The organism is Pseudomonas sp. DCB_BI (genome assembly GCF_026240995.1).
GTDB lineage: Bacteria > Pseudomonadota > Gammaproteobacteria > Pseudomonadales > Pseudomonadaceae > Aquipseudomonas.
In genome coordinates, this window is record NZ_JAPFCG010000012.1 from 72305 (window position 1) to 86628 (window position 14324).

Genomic DNA, 14324 nt, shown 5'->3' on the forward strand with positions numbered 1-14324 from the left:
TTCATAGGGATATGACATGAGTAAGACCGTATACTTTAGCGTGTACTTTGACGGTACGGCTAATAGCAAGGACAACGACAAACCGTTGGGCAGCCACACCAACGTGGCCCGTCTTTATGAGTGTGATGCGGCGAAAGGTACCAACCTTTCCCGAAACTCCGGCCATGCGCCCGTCGCCTATGATTCCGCCCATTACCTGGGTCTTTCAGAAAAGCTCTATTTCGACGGGGTGGGTAGCCATCAGCGCAGCACACCGACTGCCCTGATCGAGCGTGGTACCGGGCGCGGTGGCGATAGCCGTATCGAGCAAGCCTACGAGGCCGTTGTCGCGTTTTGTAACAAGAACCAGGATCTGCAGGTCGACCTGAACCTGATCGGCTTCAGTCGCGGCGCAGCGCAAGCACGTGCCTTGGCGAACGAGATCATTGATCGGGGTGTACCTAAGCTTGATAGCCAGTGGAAAGCGACCCGGGAGTACCTGATTCCGCCTGGTCAGGCGCAGGTGAACAAGCTCGCCATATTCGACACTGTTGCCTCCTACGGCTTGCCCATAACGGAAAGCCACCCTGACAAGAACCTGGAAATAAGCAGGAACGTAAAGTCGACCACTCACCTGGTGGCAATGCATGAGTATCGTACGACGTTTCCGCTGACCAGCGCGTTGCGTAACGACGACAACTCAAGGGTTGAAGAGATTAAGTTCGCAGGCGCGCACTCTCAAGTTGGGGGCGGCTACCGCAACGATTTGCTGGCTGCTGGTCCACTGGCCTTCATGTACGATCGCCTGAAGTCTGCTGGCGTCGAATTGGGGCCGTTGCCGCCGGAAGAAATGAAGCGCATCGAACAATACAACGCTTTGATCAAGCACCCTGACCGGTTGCAGGATGCGTTGATCGATTCTCGATTGCTCAAAGGCAATGAAGCATTCAGGCGCGAGGAAAACGGGTCCTGGACAGTGCTCAACAATCGACCGTTTCCGACGGAGCGTGGCACGGCCAATGTGCTGGGGTGGACAATTCTGGAGCGCCTGGAGTGGCAGAAACAGCCCTTCGATCACGCGGTGAGCGGCCGGAAAGTCATCTTTGAAAATGATGGTTCGCGCGGCGAGCCAGTTATCCGACGCATCGGCAAGGAGCTAGGTCAGAACTTCTTCGGGTGGAGCGACAAGGCCGAAGGTTCTTCGTCGTTGCCTGACTACCAGCCCGATAGCAGCTTTAGCGGGACAGTAGAGGCTCGACAAGAACGCTTCGAGGCACAAGAGGCTGCGCAGTCAAGGAAGCAAGTGGCTGAACTCTCGTTATTGCTCGCGGGCTCGAAGCCAGAGATAGCGCACATTCAACGGCTCGGCCTTGAAGAGGTGCCGCTGCCAACCCCGAGCCTGCCGCCTAGGTATGCAGTGCTTCGGATCGACCACGAAGGCTCATCGGCCTTTGCGGACCTAGGCTTCGAGTACGAGGCCAGCCGTATTGTCGAAGATGCCGGTGACTATGCCCGCAATCGAGGCCCCCTGAGTGTGGGTGACCCGGTCATGCTCCACGACACCAACGGCAACGTGGTGGGCGAGCTGGAGGCTGCCTATGAGGCGCCGACGTTCGCTGGAGAGTGCGGTGTCCTGATCGCAATCGACATGCAGCACGTGGCACAAGATGCGCAGGCAGGTTTCCTTCACGATGGCCTCAAGCAGGCAGCGCGATGGATTGCCGAGCGGCCGGAAGGCAGTTTGACGGATGATTACGAAATTCCCGGGGAAGATGGCAAGCCGCTGGGGCGTGCGATGGTCGCCCGCCCAGTCCCCCTTGAGTTGCAGCGAACTGTTACCTGGCAAGCTCCCGAGCCCTGATGGTCAGGCTGAGTTTCGCCAAGCACGGTAGTAAGGCTTTTTGCTGCCTGCTTGCTTAGAATGCACCTGTTGCCGGCGGTGGTCGGCCATTCAATCGGTAAGGGCGAGAAGATGAAAATCCACAAATACCAGCCAGGCACCTTCATCGAGGTCGATGACATGGCGGGTGGTCGCCGTGTGGGCATGGTCTGCAAGGACGGCGTAACGTTTTGGGATTTGCTCGATTCCGAACGCTGCACGCCGCTGACGATTCATCCTTCAATGCATCCGCAGGCACTGGGTACATTGGTCCAGTTCAGTCAGGACAAGGGATTGGTCAGTGCGACCCAGGCGCTGGTTGCTTACCTGCAGGCCTCGGGGGATACGCGACTGACTGAAGACCCGCTGTTTGTCATGCGCGCCCTGTGGTTCCTCGCTAAAAAGGCTATCACTGAGAATGTTCCTGATTCGGCGACGCTGTCGTGGGCTTGCGAGCAGGCTCGCGCTCAGGAGCAAGCCGCAGCGCGCATTCATCACTTGGCTGGACAATATTGCTCTGGCTGAGTTGAATGCGGAGTGACCAGGCGTCCCCGCACTCAGTCGGGGCTTGGTGCCTCGGGCGTAGGCAGGTTGGCCAATTGGCGCTCATGCAGCGCCGCGTAGCCATCGACTGTGGCGCGCAGTGTTTGCAGTGAATGCCTCGAAACGGCGCCCGGGCTATGTTGGGCGAGCGCTTCGTAAACACTTTGGGCGTCGAGTTGGTGAATGCCGAAGGCTTCATCCAGGGTGGCCTGCTCCACGGTTTGCCAGTCCACTTGTGTCGGCAGCTCATCGCGCAGGGCGGCTGCAGCGTGTTTGCCGAAGAGGTGTGCCACCCCGGCTTTTGCTTCCAGGCCTGGCAGGGCTTCAATGCGCGCGCGCAATATTTCCTGGCGCGCCCGGCGCTCCACAGCCGCATCCGGCGACGCCAGTTCCACCAGCATTTCACCTACATCGGTAAACCCTTCGCTGGCGAAAATTTCCGCAACCTTGCGTGAGCGCGCTTCCTCTCTGGGCAGGAAGATCGCCATACCGTCGTCGTACGGTTGCGGCAGGTCGCCCCAGTAGTGAGTGGCCTTGAAGTCGCGCAGGGCATCGAGTGCATCATTGAAGAACGCGTCCTTGTTCACGGCATAGATGGCGTACTCATCGTTGAGCTGAGCGGCAGCCCCGGCATCGAGGCCGTTGCGAACCAGGCGGCCCTGCAGCGCAACCGGCTGCTGCAACTGCCCGGCAATATGCCGGGCGGCGACGAAGTGGTGCGAGCCGCCGCTGTTGGCCAGGTACAGGCCATCATCCCAGTCGTACCGCACCATGAAGTCGCTGCTGCCATGCACGATGCCGATCTCCGGCCAGCGCAGGTTCTGCGCAAGCCCCTCCTGGCTCATGTCGCGGGTAAAAGCCTGGCAGGCTTGCTCGGCCATCTGTTGCAGGGAGAAAAACCGGTACAGCTCGGATTTGGAGGCGGACAGGCCAGTCACATCACCGATGTCACACGCGAACTCAGGCAGGGTTTCGGTTTTGCCCAGCCGCGCCAGTGCGGCGATCTGCCGATGCTCGCTGTGGTAATGGCCGTCGCTGGCGCGCCAGCCCCTGACCTCACCGTTCTGTTCGCTGCCCTGGCCGAAACCGATACGCTGCGACCACTCATGCCAGCGCACCACGCTCGATGAGGCAATGACGGCGGCGGGGTCATCCACCCTCATGCGTAACGTGGGGGTGTCGGCAATGACCCGTCGTAAACGGGCAGGGATGCCCAGGTCGTCCTTGACCGTTTCCAGAAACTTCGCAGCCAGTGTCCTGAAGCTCATGGCGTGACTCCTTTCAGCGCATACAGGTTCGCGAGGCGTTACTGGGTGGCGCGCTGTACCGCATCCGCTGCCTTGCGAGCTGTGCTCTTGATGGTCTTCACCACTGTGCGCATGTCGTACGAACAGCTGATGTAGGTGCTGTTGCCATCTTCATACAGCCACAGGTCGTGGTTACCGACTTCTTTCTTGTACTGGCCGAATTCGTCTTTGGGAATGTCGGCCAGCTTGGCCACTGCCTGGATGCTCTCGCCGGTGAACGCCCCGGAGTAGGTGTCGAAGTCACCTTCACCATTGGAGCCTGGGTGCATTGCAAGCTTGGTCACGGCGCGGCCGTAAACGTCCAGCGGGTTCGGCACGGTGTACTCGCCGTCGGATAGGTCCGAGGCCTGCACGATGGCCTTGCCGTTGGCCGCCTTGACCAGTGCCTCGAATTGTTCAGGCGAAACGTTGCGCTTGCAGGTGAGTGCCTGAGTGATGCGTGCATTGGCTTCGGCCTGATCGATCTTTGCGGCGTACGCCGACGTGCAGGCGAGCGAAACCAGCAGCGGCAGGGCGAGGTGCAGAGCTTTCATGCGGCAGATCCTTCTGGATGACAAAGTGCTATCAATTCTGGTTGTCAGAAAAATGTTTTTTACATGCCTCGAGTGTGCGCTACGCCCTGCGCTTGGTCAAGTGAGAGCCTGCGCGTGACGAAGATTCAAACCTTGACGGCAAAAGGCCTCAAATTCATACTCACCATCAATTTCGACATTTTTCTAACAGGTCATTTTGATAGATGACAGGATGTTGAACGTTGGCTGGCACACAGCGGCAGTTCTTTTGAATCTGGCCGTCCGGCTGACCCTTACAAGGAGTTTCCAGGCATGTCCTACGCATTACCTCCACCTGCCGTGAAGCCAGGCCTCACGGCCGTGGGCGATCGTCGCGCAGCCCTGTGGCTGCTGTCGGTGCCTCTGCAGGTGGCGCTGGTTGCTTTTGCCATTGCGGTGGTGGCGACCCTGATGGGTGAAATGGCCCAAGGTTCGCCGCGCTTCTACGCCGCGGCATTGTCCTTTTCAGCCCTGTTGCTGAGCGTCATGTTGCTGCCTGCCTACCTGCTCAGCCTGGGTTGGTACGCCTGGTGGACGCGCGGGGGCGACCATCGTCAGCTGCGCCTTGGCCTGTGGCTCGCACCGTTGGTGGCGCTGCTGTTCGCCTGGTTCCCGGCCACCCTGGTTCCCGGGCTTCAGCCGCTGGGCCAGGATGCCACGGACCCCCTGCGTATCTACCTGCTGGCAGGCATCCTGGTATTGCTGCTGGGGTATGCCTGGTCGGCCATCGTTTTCGTGATCCTGCGATATTGGAGAGATGTATGAGCACCCTCGTTTCCACCCCTCGCAGGTTGCTGCCGCTGGTACTTGCCGCCCTCTCGGTGGCACTTGCCCCGAAGGCTTTCGCAGGGTTCGAGCTGGTGGAGAGCCCGGCCGCGCCGGTGCCCTATGTGGCACCCTCGGCGCAAGGGCAGAACACCGCGCAAATGCAGCAGACCATCAATGCCCTGAACAGCGAAATCCAGAGCTTGCGGGTGCGGCTGGCTGCGGCTGAGGCCGACGCCAATGGTAGCCGTCAGGAGCTTTTGGCAATCAGGGCGCGGCAGGACCAGATCCAGACTTCGATCAACCACATGACGCTCAATTTTGCGTTCGGCCATTCACGCTTCAGCCCCAGCGCCGAGGATGGCGACGTGCTGGTGCGCTCGGCGCAGGACGCGCTGCAGGTGAAGATCGTCGGCTTTACCGACAGTGTGGGCACGATGGAGGCAAATCGCCGGGTTGCCTTGCTCAGGGCGCAGGCGGCGAAGATGTACCTGGTTCGGCGTGGCGTAGCAGCGGCGAAAATCAGCGCTGAGGGGCAGGAGGGCGACTACATCGCCGCGAATGACACCCCCGCTGGCCGTGCAGCCAACCGCCGGGTTGAATTCGAGTTCTTCGGTCAGTACCAGGCGAATACGGCCCTCGCTCGCTAGGCAGCAAGGGCCGCGTCAGGTCAGGCCTGCAGGCGCATGTTATCGAGGAACAAGCGTGCCTCGGCGGCAGCGGCGATGGTGGCGTCGGCAGGCGCCTCCCAGGCTACGCCGTTGTAACGCAGGCTGTAGCTCTCGCGGCAGGGGTGAAAGCCGATATGCGCCCAGTCGATGTCTTCACTGCCTACCCACTCGCCGAGAATCTCTGACCTGGCTACGCCGGCCGCCCGCCGCTTTTCGATCTGCCCGACCACATTGGCGAACAGGCAGAGGTTTTCCAGGTCGATGCTGACCGAGGCGGGGCCGATGTTCAGCACGCCACCGTCATTGCCCGGCGCGGGATGAAATGCACAGTGAAACTGATGGGTCATTGGTACATCCTTGAAGTTTGGGCTGCAAACATACAAAACACGAACGACTGAGGTTTTTGGACCTGCCAGCAGGTTGAAGTTCAGTCTAGTCGAGCCGTTGCGCGGGAGTGGGACCATGTATTCGTTGTATGAACTCGAGGCTTTCGTGGCGCAGGCCATCAGTGGCGATGTTCTCGCCCAGGCGGGTGGCGGCTTCGTCAGTGTGATGGCCAAGAGTGCGCCGGCCATCCAGAAGGACATTCCGGTCGCTTTCGAGATGTATACGCTGCTGGAGCATTTCCTCAAGTCGCTGCCCATTCGGCGGGAAGCGCTCGGCTTCGGCGCGCGAACGCTCGATCTTGAACCAGGCATTGTCGTTGATCATGACGGGCACAAGGTCGTTGCCCTGTTGCCGATCCAGGCCGGCCAGCTCGGCGAGGTGGCCTTCTGGCTGGCTGACGCGCTGCCCAGCCGGGAGGTCAAAACCATGCCTGGTATTCTTGCGTTGGTGTTCAGCGTGGAAACCCACGAAGATATAAAACACTTGCTGCCCGAATGGATGGCTGCTTTTTATGTCCAAGGGGAGGCAAGGCACTGTGTGCCGATCCTGGCGCTGAAGTCGGTGCTGGAGGACAAGCGTTTCGGTGGCGATTGGGTAGCGGTTGCCCTGCATCGGCTCGCCGATTTCGCCTTGCCTCAGGCCGAAGCCCAGCAAGCAGCTGGGAGCGATGTGAAGACCACGCGTTGAACTCGGTGGACAGTATCGGGTTTGGCATTGACCAGAATCTAGCGGCGCATGTTCAAGGGACGCGCCGATCCAGGGAGCATGGGCAGATGGCGCAGTCGGCAGCAACGCTGAAGGATGACGCGCCGGACCCGACGTTGTGAGTGATGCTCTGGAAAACATCCAGCCGCCAGGGGCGGCAGCAGCTTAAGCGAGGAAGCAAATGGACCATAACTGGGGTGCGGGGAGACCTGGTGGCGGCCTGGATGGTGGATATACCGGCTCGCTCGATCATGCAATTTCCAACCTGCATGTCGGGCGCAGCCAGGGGCGCCAGCAAGGTCGTAAAGAGGGCTTCGATGAGGGGCGCTCTCAAGGCTATGCGCAAGGCTGGGACGCAGGGGTGGCCTGTGCCAACGAGAAACTGGAGCCGCTCAGGGGGCACGTGAGGCAGTACTTCGAGGAGGCGGTGCAGCTTCGGACAGTGGTGCAGCGCCAGAAAACCATTATCGACCTGATGTACCAGCAATTGTCCGAGGTCGCCGGCGCGGCCAAGCGCGCTGAGGCTAAACCGACGGCTAGCGAGTCCGAAGCATTTGCAGCCTTGCAGAGCAGCAATGAGTTGCTACAGGCAAGGCTCGAGGTGATGGACATGCATTACGCAGCTGCGCTCGAGCAGTCCAGGCTGAAGCACCTGCAATACAAGCGCAGCCTGGTGTTCATGCAGGCGGTGCAAGGGCTACTGGAAGAACTGACGGGTGGCGATAGCCCCGAAGCGCGTGACATCCGCGAACGTTTTGTGACGCGCTACCAGGACCAGGTCGCACGGGGTTTGCGTGCAGGCGATATCCAGCTCGCCCCTGAGCAGGATGAGGTGTTCGGCAGGCAGCTGCCGGAAACGCAGCGGTTCATCATGGACATGTTGCAGTCGGCTGCACCCGGACCGGATGTCGACGACTCTGCCCCGTGATCATGAATGACAGGCGCGACACAAGGTCGTTACTGGGATCGCGCCATGTTTGATGGATCAGCCCTCAGGGGCTAGGGTGCTGGCTGTTCCGCTGGTGGGGCTGTCGGAGGCGGTTGGGGCGACTCGTGGCCTGGGTTGTCCGGGCCGCCAGCAGCCGGGTCCTCGACGGGCATACAAACCAAGGCTGTGCGCACCTGGGCGGGGTATTGCTGCATCTCGTAGCCATAGGCGGGCGGCTGTCGCATTTCCGGCGCCTGGCATGTGCCTTCGATCACTCCTTGGCGAGGGGTGGAGAAATCGCAGCGCTCACCTTCGTAGCGGTTCGAGCACGAACGATAAGCCGCAACCGGCGTGACCTGCTTGGGCACCGGCACATAGATGGTGGTATTGCGCGGTAGCTCCTGCCATTGCTCCTCGGCCACGGGGGCTTCCTGGGCCTGGGCAGCACTCACCAGAGCCGACATACCGAAGGCCAGCATGAGGGAAATGATCGCTTTCACAGGTACCTCCAGGCGTCACATGCCAGGCTCGTAGTCCGAGCCGCTGCGGTTCTTCGGCACTGGGTCGCTGTGGTCCAGGCCGGCATTCACTTCCACGCCGCGCTCTTTCATCTCGCTGATCATGTACTCATAGCCGATCGTGAAGTGGGCCAGGTCGTAGCCTGGGTCCGCCTCCTTGATCTTCGAGGTCAACTCGACGATCTCGAGCTTCACCGGGTCCGGCGTCTCGTCGGTATCCCAGCCGTACGAGTTGGCTTCCAGTTTGTTCAGGTGGAAGGCCTGGCTGAAGGCCTTGCCTTCCACAGTGATGTCCTTGGACAGCTTTTCATACAGGTTCTTGCCACCCAGGCCTTCTTCCAGCTTGCCGTCGATCACCCGCAGGAAATCCAGGTGCGCCTCCGGCGTGGCGGTGATTTCTTTCCAGCTGCTGTACTCGGTCATTCCGTTCTCCTTGCGTGGTGAATACGTCTGCCTTGAAGGCTCCATTTAGGTATCAGCTGGCCGGACAGCCTGGCGGCCCGAGCAGGTGTCAAGGCGCCATGTCATTGTCCTGGGAGTTGCCCCCGGCCTTGTTGCGAACCATGTTGACGACCCCTTGCACCATCTCCTTCAAGCGTTCGAAGATGCGCTGCATCGACTCTTGCAGGCGCTCCAGATGCGACTGTGTTTCCCCTTCGAATGCCGGAGTGTTACCTGCATTGCCGTGGATGTTTTCGCTGGAGGTCTCAAGGCGGGCCTTGAGCTTGTCATAATGCGGGTTGCCTTCGGTTTCGGGGTTCAGCAGCTCTTCCTGGGCCCGCCCATACTGGCGGGTCCAGCCGGTGAGTGCCTTGTCCATGGCTTTTTTATGGGTTTGGGCATCCGGTGACTGCCCGACTGCCTCGACGAACGTCTCATGCAGGTCATTGAATTCGCCGTCCGGCTTCATCTTTTCGATGACTTCGGGCACGGTCAGCCCGGTTTGCTCGGCACGTGCTTCGATCTGCTCACGAACCTGGGGCATGTTTCCAGCGTTCCAGAACGCCGTATGTGCCTTCTCGTAATTGCCGGCTGCTTTTTCAACCTGGTCCACCCGGTACTCGGACAGACGGGGCAGGACCTGCACTCGGCCCATCATCTCGTCAGGCCCTGCTGGCGCGGAAGAAGCTTCGACTTCCGCGGGCTTCGAGCCGTCACGCCAGGCATTGGCCAGGGCGCTTGCACCTCTGCCAATGCCTTGCAGGGCTGCCCCGGTCAACGACGCCACGCCGCCTACGAGTTCTGCACTGCCTTGCAACAGCGCTTCTGCGCCGTTACTTTCGCGCTGTGCGTGTTGGGAGGCTTTGCTGCCGGCAGCATCTGCTGGTTCATTCAGCGATTCATTGATGCGCCGCACTTCTTCCGGGTCGAGTGAAGCGTCCTTCGCCTTCATCTCACCCACGACCTTCATCAGCGCATCGAGTGCGCTTGGATCAATGTCAGCGGCATCTTTTTGTGCGCTGCTGCTGGCCGCTTCCGCGCTACCGGGCGTTTGCGGATTACCAGCCTGCGCATTGAATGCCTTCAAGGCAGCGGCATCTATCTGTTGCACGCTCCAGGCGCCTTCCTGGTGATCCAGGCGCACACTGTCGCCGAGCTGCACGGACGAGTCGTTCATGAGCTCGGCAAAACTGGGATCCTGGAAGGTCAGGTTACCTTCAGCGGTTTTCAGGGTGATGCTGTAAACGTTTTCGCTGTCACCGTTTTCGTTCAAGGGCGCTGCGCCATGATGGACCAAGATACCTGCATAACTCCGCCCTGGCTGGGCTGTTTGCCCGGCAGCAGAATCAGCGACGGCTTGATCAGGCTTATCGAGTTCTTTGGGTTCCATCTGTGTCTACCTTTCGTGGGCGCCGCGTTATTCAATGGATCTGGAAACAGCTCCTTTCTGGGCTCGCTGCTGGGCCCCATCGGTCTGAATCCGTTGACCTGCCAATTTCTGCGACGCGTAAACGGCAAGCAATGCTTCAACTTTTTCCTTCTTGCGATAAATCGCTTCCGACAAATAATTGCCGACACCTACCGCCCGGTTGTAGTCGACCCACAGGGCGCGGCTGGAAACATGGGTGATACTGTTGTTCCACTCGGCATCGCTGAAGCGCCGGGAGGCTTCGGTCGCCAGCATTTCTGATACCGACATGGTGTCGTAGCCACCGATCGGAGCGGTCGGCAAGGCACCATAGCCATCAGCGTCGGACAAGTACATCGCGGGCGTCTTGCCATCCGCTTCGGCCAGCGCTGCATCGGCGTTGGCTGCTGCCACCTGGACAGGCTCAACCGTGGAGTCTGGCGCAACCCCGCCCGAAGGTACATTACCGAAAAGGATCTGGTGCTGCGCCTTGGTGTCCTTACCGAGGATTGGGTAATGCTCGGGATGACCATCCTGGATGGCGTAAGTTTGGCAGAAATAGGGGGCCGGGTCAGTCTTCCAGCCAATGCCAGCCTGCGGGCTGACCACGGCGGAAGGCAACTGCGCCGGGTTGAATGGCCCTCGGTGAGCATTTTCCCTGAACGCCTTGGCCCTGGCCTCGTCTTTTTTCGTGGTGCCATAGGTGAAGTGCAAGTGCTTCACCATGGACGTACTGGGGGTGTTGCCTGACAGACCCAGTTGCTGCCCCGGCTTGACCGTGACGCCTTGCTTGATGCCGTTGGCGAAGCCGCTGAGGTGGTAGTAGGCGACGATATCGCCATTGGCCCGCTGGATCAGTATCGCATTACCCGCAGACCTTCGAGAGCCAGCGAAGGTGATCTTGCCCTCGGTGGTGGCATACACCGGTTGCGATGTACCGCTGGTGGAAAAGTCCAGGCCATCGTGCATGTGTGCCTTCTGGTTGGCCGAGCCGTGGTTGGCCGCGCCGCCACCCCGGAACTTGCCGAAACGGCCGGAAACAATTTCCTTGTCGGTGGGAGACACCATGCAGGTGTCCGCAATGGCGCCGTGGGCACACGCCAGCAGGCTCAGGCCGGCGAGGCCGCGCAAGATCGTTCTGTTCATCCCTTGCGCTCCGTCACTGCACGCTCTGTTGCACATTCTGCTTGGCGGCATCTGCTGCCGCTTGGCTGGTCTGGGTTTGCGCACCCGCGGCAGTTACCGACATGGACACCAGCGAAGCCAGTTGAGCCTCCATGCTTTCGTACTGGCGATATTGCTTTTCCTGGATGGCCAGGTCCAGCGCCTTGATCTTCAAGATCTCGATCAGCGCACCTCGCTCGTTCTGTGCGGCCATGACCCGGGCCCAGCTGTCATATTGAGGCGTATTGCCCGAGTAGCGTTTGACCTCGTTGCGAAAGTGCACGGCCAGTGGCAGGTCGGTGCCTGTTTCCGTGCCTTCCACGCCGGAATAGTCGAGCTGGATTGCCTTGAGGCTGGCCAGTGCCGGCGACACCAGCGCATCCTTGCGGGCCTTGGAAAGCGCATAGTCTTCGGTGGCTGCGGATTTGCCCGCCGATGCTGGCACCGGGCCGTCCGGCAGGCCGGCTACGTTATTGACGAACCCGACTTTCGCCTGGTACAGCGGCTCGTTTTCCATGACGGGTTCGAACAGGGTGGCCACGGTCAGGTCGGCGCCCGGCAGCGAGCCGACCGATTCGCACAAGCCTGAATCTGCCTGGTCCTGGGTGCAGAACTGCTTGCGCGCCTTGACCAGCGCAGCCTGGGCGCTGATGGGCTCGGCGTAGGTGCCTGGTGCCGCCACGATCTCGGACTTGACCCGCTGGCGCACTTCGGTGCCCATGTCGGCATCGCGGGCACTGATCAACGTTCGCGTCGCGTAGACCGAGCAAGGCGAAAAGCCTTGGCCGAATTCACCACCGTAGTCGAAGCGTGACTGCTTGACCCGCTGGGTCTGAGCCAGCACCTTGAGCCCCGTCGCCGTTTGCTGGGCAGCATTGTGCCCAGCTTCTGCGATCTGGTTTGCCGCCAGGGCTTTCTGCTTGGTCAGGATCGCGATGGCCGAGGTCAGGCGCTGGCTCTCGGTTTCAAGCAGGGCCGACAGCGAAGCATCTACCCCGGACACCAGGCCGTTGAGTGTCTGGGTGGCTGCAGTGAATGCCGGCGCTACGGTATTTTCCTGATACTGGGGCGGGCAATAGGCCCAAGCCAGCGTAGAGGTCAGCACAAGCGAAGCACCCAGCGAGACCTTCCATTTGCGCGCTTCACGCGCTGCGTCGAAATCCTTTTTCATGGGCACCTCACTGTACCGACTGCGCTGCTGTTTCAGACAACACTTTCTGGTAGCGCGCTTCCAACGGGGCGTCCAGGCCGTCAGAGGAGGCGATTACCAGCGTTGCCAGGTTGGCGAGCAGCCGTTGGTTCTGCTCGTACTGCTGCTGATGAATCCAGACCTCGAGGCCGCCCATCTTGGCAGCCTCCACCAGCAACCCGCGCTGGGTCTGGCGGGCCAGGTTGCCCGACCATTCCTGCGCTTCCTTGCCACCGAAGTACTGGTTCACGCGCAGCTTGAGCACTTCATTGGGGGACTTGCCGCCGAACTCCGTGCTGCGGGTGTTGGCGGCATTGATCATCGACAGGCTGTAGGCCGGTACAGACAACATCGAGTCCTTGCGGTTTTTCTGCACCATGTAGGTTTCGCCGGCGGGCGTAGCGCCAGCGGCCTTGACCAAGGCTTCGTCCGGTGGACCCATCACGTGCTGGATGTAGGCGGTACGCGCTTCGGTGGCCAGCGAGTCAGCATCCGCGGCTTCGAACAGCAGGGCGGCGTTGGTGTCACCACCGGGTAGTGTACTGAGCGTGCACAGCCCGGCATCTGCCTCTGCGGCGGTGCAGAACTTGTCGCGGTGCTCTTGCAGGCGTTGCTGCATCGCCTTGCCTGTGGAAGCCACCAGGCGACCCGGAGAGGCATCCAGCTCACCGACAGCTGCCTTGGCCTTGGCCGCCATGCTGGTGAATGCAATGTCCATCGACTTGTTCTTGATCACGGTGCCGCAAGGGTCGAAACCTTGGCCGGTCGCTGCGTTGAAGTCGAGGTAGGCCTTGGTCGCGGCCGCGTTCTGTTGCTGCGCGCGGCTGGCATTGATCAGTTGCTCGGCGGTTTGCCTGCTGTTGTCCGCGACCACGCTCGCTGACAGTGCTTCCTGCTTGGTGGCTACGGCCACGGCCGAGATGATCTGCTCGAACTTTATGGTCATCTGGTTACCGAAGGTCGTGCCGAACGTGGTGATGTTGGTACCCACGGATGCTGACAGCGCGCTGATCTGCGCAGCGGTCCACATCTCGGCAGGGCCGAAACCGTAAAGCGCACCGTAGGAAACACCCGAGAGCATTGTCGATCCCACGACAATGCTGGCTAGCTTGAGCCGAAAATTCATATCACTGCCCTGTGAGCATTGGCACGCGACGGTCCGTCACCTGCCCTACGAGAGAGTTGGCAGCCATCGCGGTCATGGCCGAGGCGGCGAGTTGCTGCGACTGGGCAGCATTGCAGGCGACCGTGGTGCAGTCGATGTGCGCTTCCGCGCGTTGATCCGTGATCATGGCGGTGTACGCATACGCTGCGGTCTCGCCTTCCGGGGCGAGGGTCATTTCGCTGAACGGCCCGGCGTAGTCCACATCCCAGCCCTGCATGCCGTTGGCGTTGAGCGTGCACATGCCCTGCCTGGCTTCGGACACGCTGCAGTAGTTGTCGCGGTGCATGGCCAGGGTTTCCCGGTCGGCCACTGCCCTGGAGCCCACCCGCTGCGAGGAATAGGTCGCCATCAGGCGCGCTGCGTCCTTGTCCCGCTGTGACACCGCTTCGACCATCAGCTTGCCCTGCTGCTGGGCGATGCATTTGCTGGTGACCGGTTGCCCCACTGCGGGGTCGAACGAGGTCACGGCCGCCATCGCCCGGTCGGACATCTCGATGGCCCCAACTGCGTTGGCAAGCTGCTTTTTCGAATCGTTGTCCATTTGCGAGACCACGTTGGCGGACAACGCGGTCTGCTTGACGGTCACCGACCAGGCACTCATCTCGCTCTGCATGGTGCTGATGAATGTCAGCACCGAAGCCCAGGTCAGTGCCTGGGCCGGAAGCGCCGTAGCGCCCAGGCCTAGGCCAACGGCCAGAACTGCCGCGACTTTCTTCATCGCCAG

General features: G+C 60.8%; 16 protein-coding genes. 6 read left to right on the plus strand and 10 right to left on the minus strand.

The annotated features are described in order from the left end of the window. Positions 1-16 precede the first annotated feature (16 nt). Together OO258_RS14700 and OO258_RS14705 are read left to right on the plus strand one after the other, a co-directional pair. Complete coding sequence (locus tag OO258_RS14700; RefSeq protein WP_266031179.1) at positions 17-1840, plus strand: T6SS phospholipase effector Tle1-like catalytic domain-containing protein; 1824 nt, start codon at positions 17-19, stop codon at positions 1838-1840. A 111-nt stretch (positions 1841-1951) separates the two neighbouring features. Further along, positions 1952-2383 (plus strand): hypothetical protein, encoded by a 432-nt coding sequence (locus OO258_RS14705; protein ID WP_266031181.1) that lies wholly within the window; start codon positions 1952-1954, stop codon positions 2381-2383. 32 nt (positions 2384-2415) lie between these two features. On the opposite strand, the gene OO258_RS14710 is transcribed toward OO258_RS14705, so the two are convergent. Continuing rightward, positions 2416-3669 carry a DUF6685 family protein gene (locus OO258_RS14710; protein WP_266031183.1) on the minus strand — a complete coding sequence of 418 codons (1254 nt, stop codon included), beginning with the start codon at positions 3667-3669 and terminating at the stop codon, positions 2416-2418. A 38-nt stretch (positions 3670-3707) separates the two neighbouring features. After that, positions 3708-4241 (minus strand): hypothetical protein, encoded by a 534-nt coding sequence (locus OO258_RS14715; protein ID WP_266031185.1) that lies wholly within the window; start codon positions 4239-4241, stop codon positions 3708-3710. Positions 4242-4532: 291 nt separating this feature from the next. Here OO258_RS14715 and OO258_RS14720 point away from each other — a divergent pair, with 291 nt between their 5' ends. Together OO258_RS14720 and OO258_RS14725 are read left to right on the plus strand one after the other, a co-directional pair. Beyond that, positions 4533-5024: a hypothetical protein gene (locus OO258_RS14720; protein ID WP_110746350.1), complete on the plus strand. Its 492-nt coding sequence runs from the start codon at positions 4533-4535 to the stop codon at positions 5022-5024. Then, positions 5021-5674, plus strand: a complete 654-nt coding sequence (locus OO258_RS14725; RefSeq protein WP_266031187.1) for an OmpA family protein — start codon at positions 5021-5023, stop codon at positions 5672-5674. Before OO258_RS14720 ends, OO258_RS14725 begins: the two co-directional genes overlap by 4 nt. A 20-nt stretch (positions 5675-5694) precedes the next feature. On the opposite strand, the gene OO258_RS14730 is transcribed toward OO258_RS14725, so the two are convergent. Beyond that, a complete protein-coding gene (locus OO258_RS14730; protein ID WP_014592445.1) occupies positions 5695-6042 on the minus strand; it encodes a hypothetical protein in 348 nt (115 codons plus the stop codon). Between the two features lie 145 nt (positions 6043-6187). On the opposite strand from OO258_RS14730, the gene OO258_RS14735 reads away from it, so the two are divergent. After that, the gene (locus tag OO258_RS14735; RefSeq protein WP_266031189.1) at positions 6188-6769 is read left to right on the plus strand and encodes a hypothetical protein; all 582 of its coding nucleotides are present in this window, start codon (positions 6188-6190) and stop codon (positions 6767-6769) included. A gap of 199 nt (positions 6770-6968) precedes the next feature. Next, entirely contained in the window at positions 6969-7715 is a 747-nt protein-coding gene (locus OO258_RS14740) for a hypothetical protein (RefSeq protein WP_266031191.1), read from the plus strand. A gap of 71 nt (positions 7716-7786) precedes the next feature. On the opposite strand, the gene OO258_RS14745 is transcribed toward OO258_RS14740, so the two are convergent. The 7 genes from OO258_RS14745 to OO258_RS14775 form a co-directional block, all read right to left on the minus strand. Continuing rightward, entirely contained in the window at positions 7787-8215 is a 429-nt protein-coding gene (locus OO258_RS14745; protein WP_266031194.1) for a hypothetical protein, read from the minus strand. A gap of 15 nt (positions 8216-8230) precedes the next feature. After that, positions 8231-8656 carry a hypothetical protein gene (locus tag OO258_RS14750; protein WP_266031196.1) on the minus strand — a complete coding sequence of 142 codons (426 nt, stop codon included), beginning with the start codon at positions 8654-8656 and terminating at the stop codon, positions 8231-8233. A gap of 88 nt (positions 8657-8744) precedes the next feature. After that, on the minus strand, positions 8745-9947 hold the full coding sequence (locus OO258_RS14755; RefSeq protein WP_266031198.1) for a hypothetical protein: 1203 nt from the start codon (positions 9945-9947) through the stop codon (positions 8745-8747). Positions 9948-10091: 144 nt separating this feature from the next. Then, positions 10092-11228, minus strand: coding sequence for a M23 family metallopeptidase (locus OO258_RS14760; protein ID WP_110746366.1), 1137 nt, complete (start codon positions 11226-11228; stop codon positions 10092-10094). Between the two features lie 13 nt (positions 11229-11241). Beyond that, positions 11242-12417, minus strand: coding sequence for a hypothetical protein (locus OO258_RS14765; protein ID WP_266031201.1), 1176 nt, complete (start codon positions 12415-12417; stop codon positions 11242-11244). A gap of 7 nt (positions 12418-12424) precedes the next feature. Then, positions 12425-13516, minus strand: coding sequence for a hypothetical protein (locus tag OO258_RS14770; RefSeq protein ID WP_266031203.1), 1092 nt, complete (start codon positions 13514-13516; stop codon positions 12425-12427). 46 nt (positions 13517-13562) lie between these two features. Continuing rightward, complete coding sequence (locus tag OO258_RS14775; protein WP_266031205.1) at positions 13563-14318, minus strand: hypothetical protein; 756 nt, start codon at positions 14316-14318, stop codon at positions 13563-13565. Positions 14319-14324: the final 6 nt, after the last annotated feature.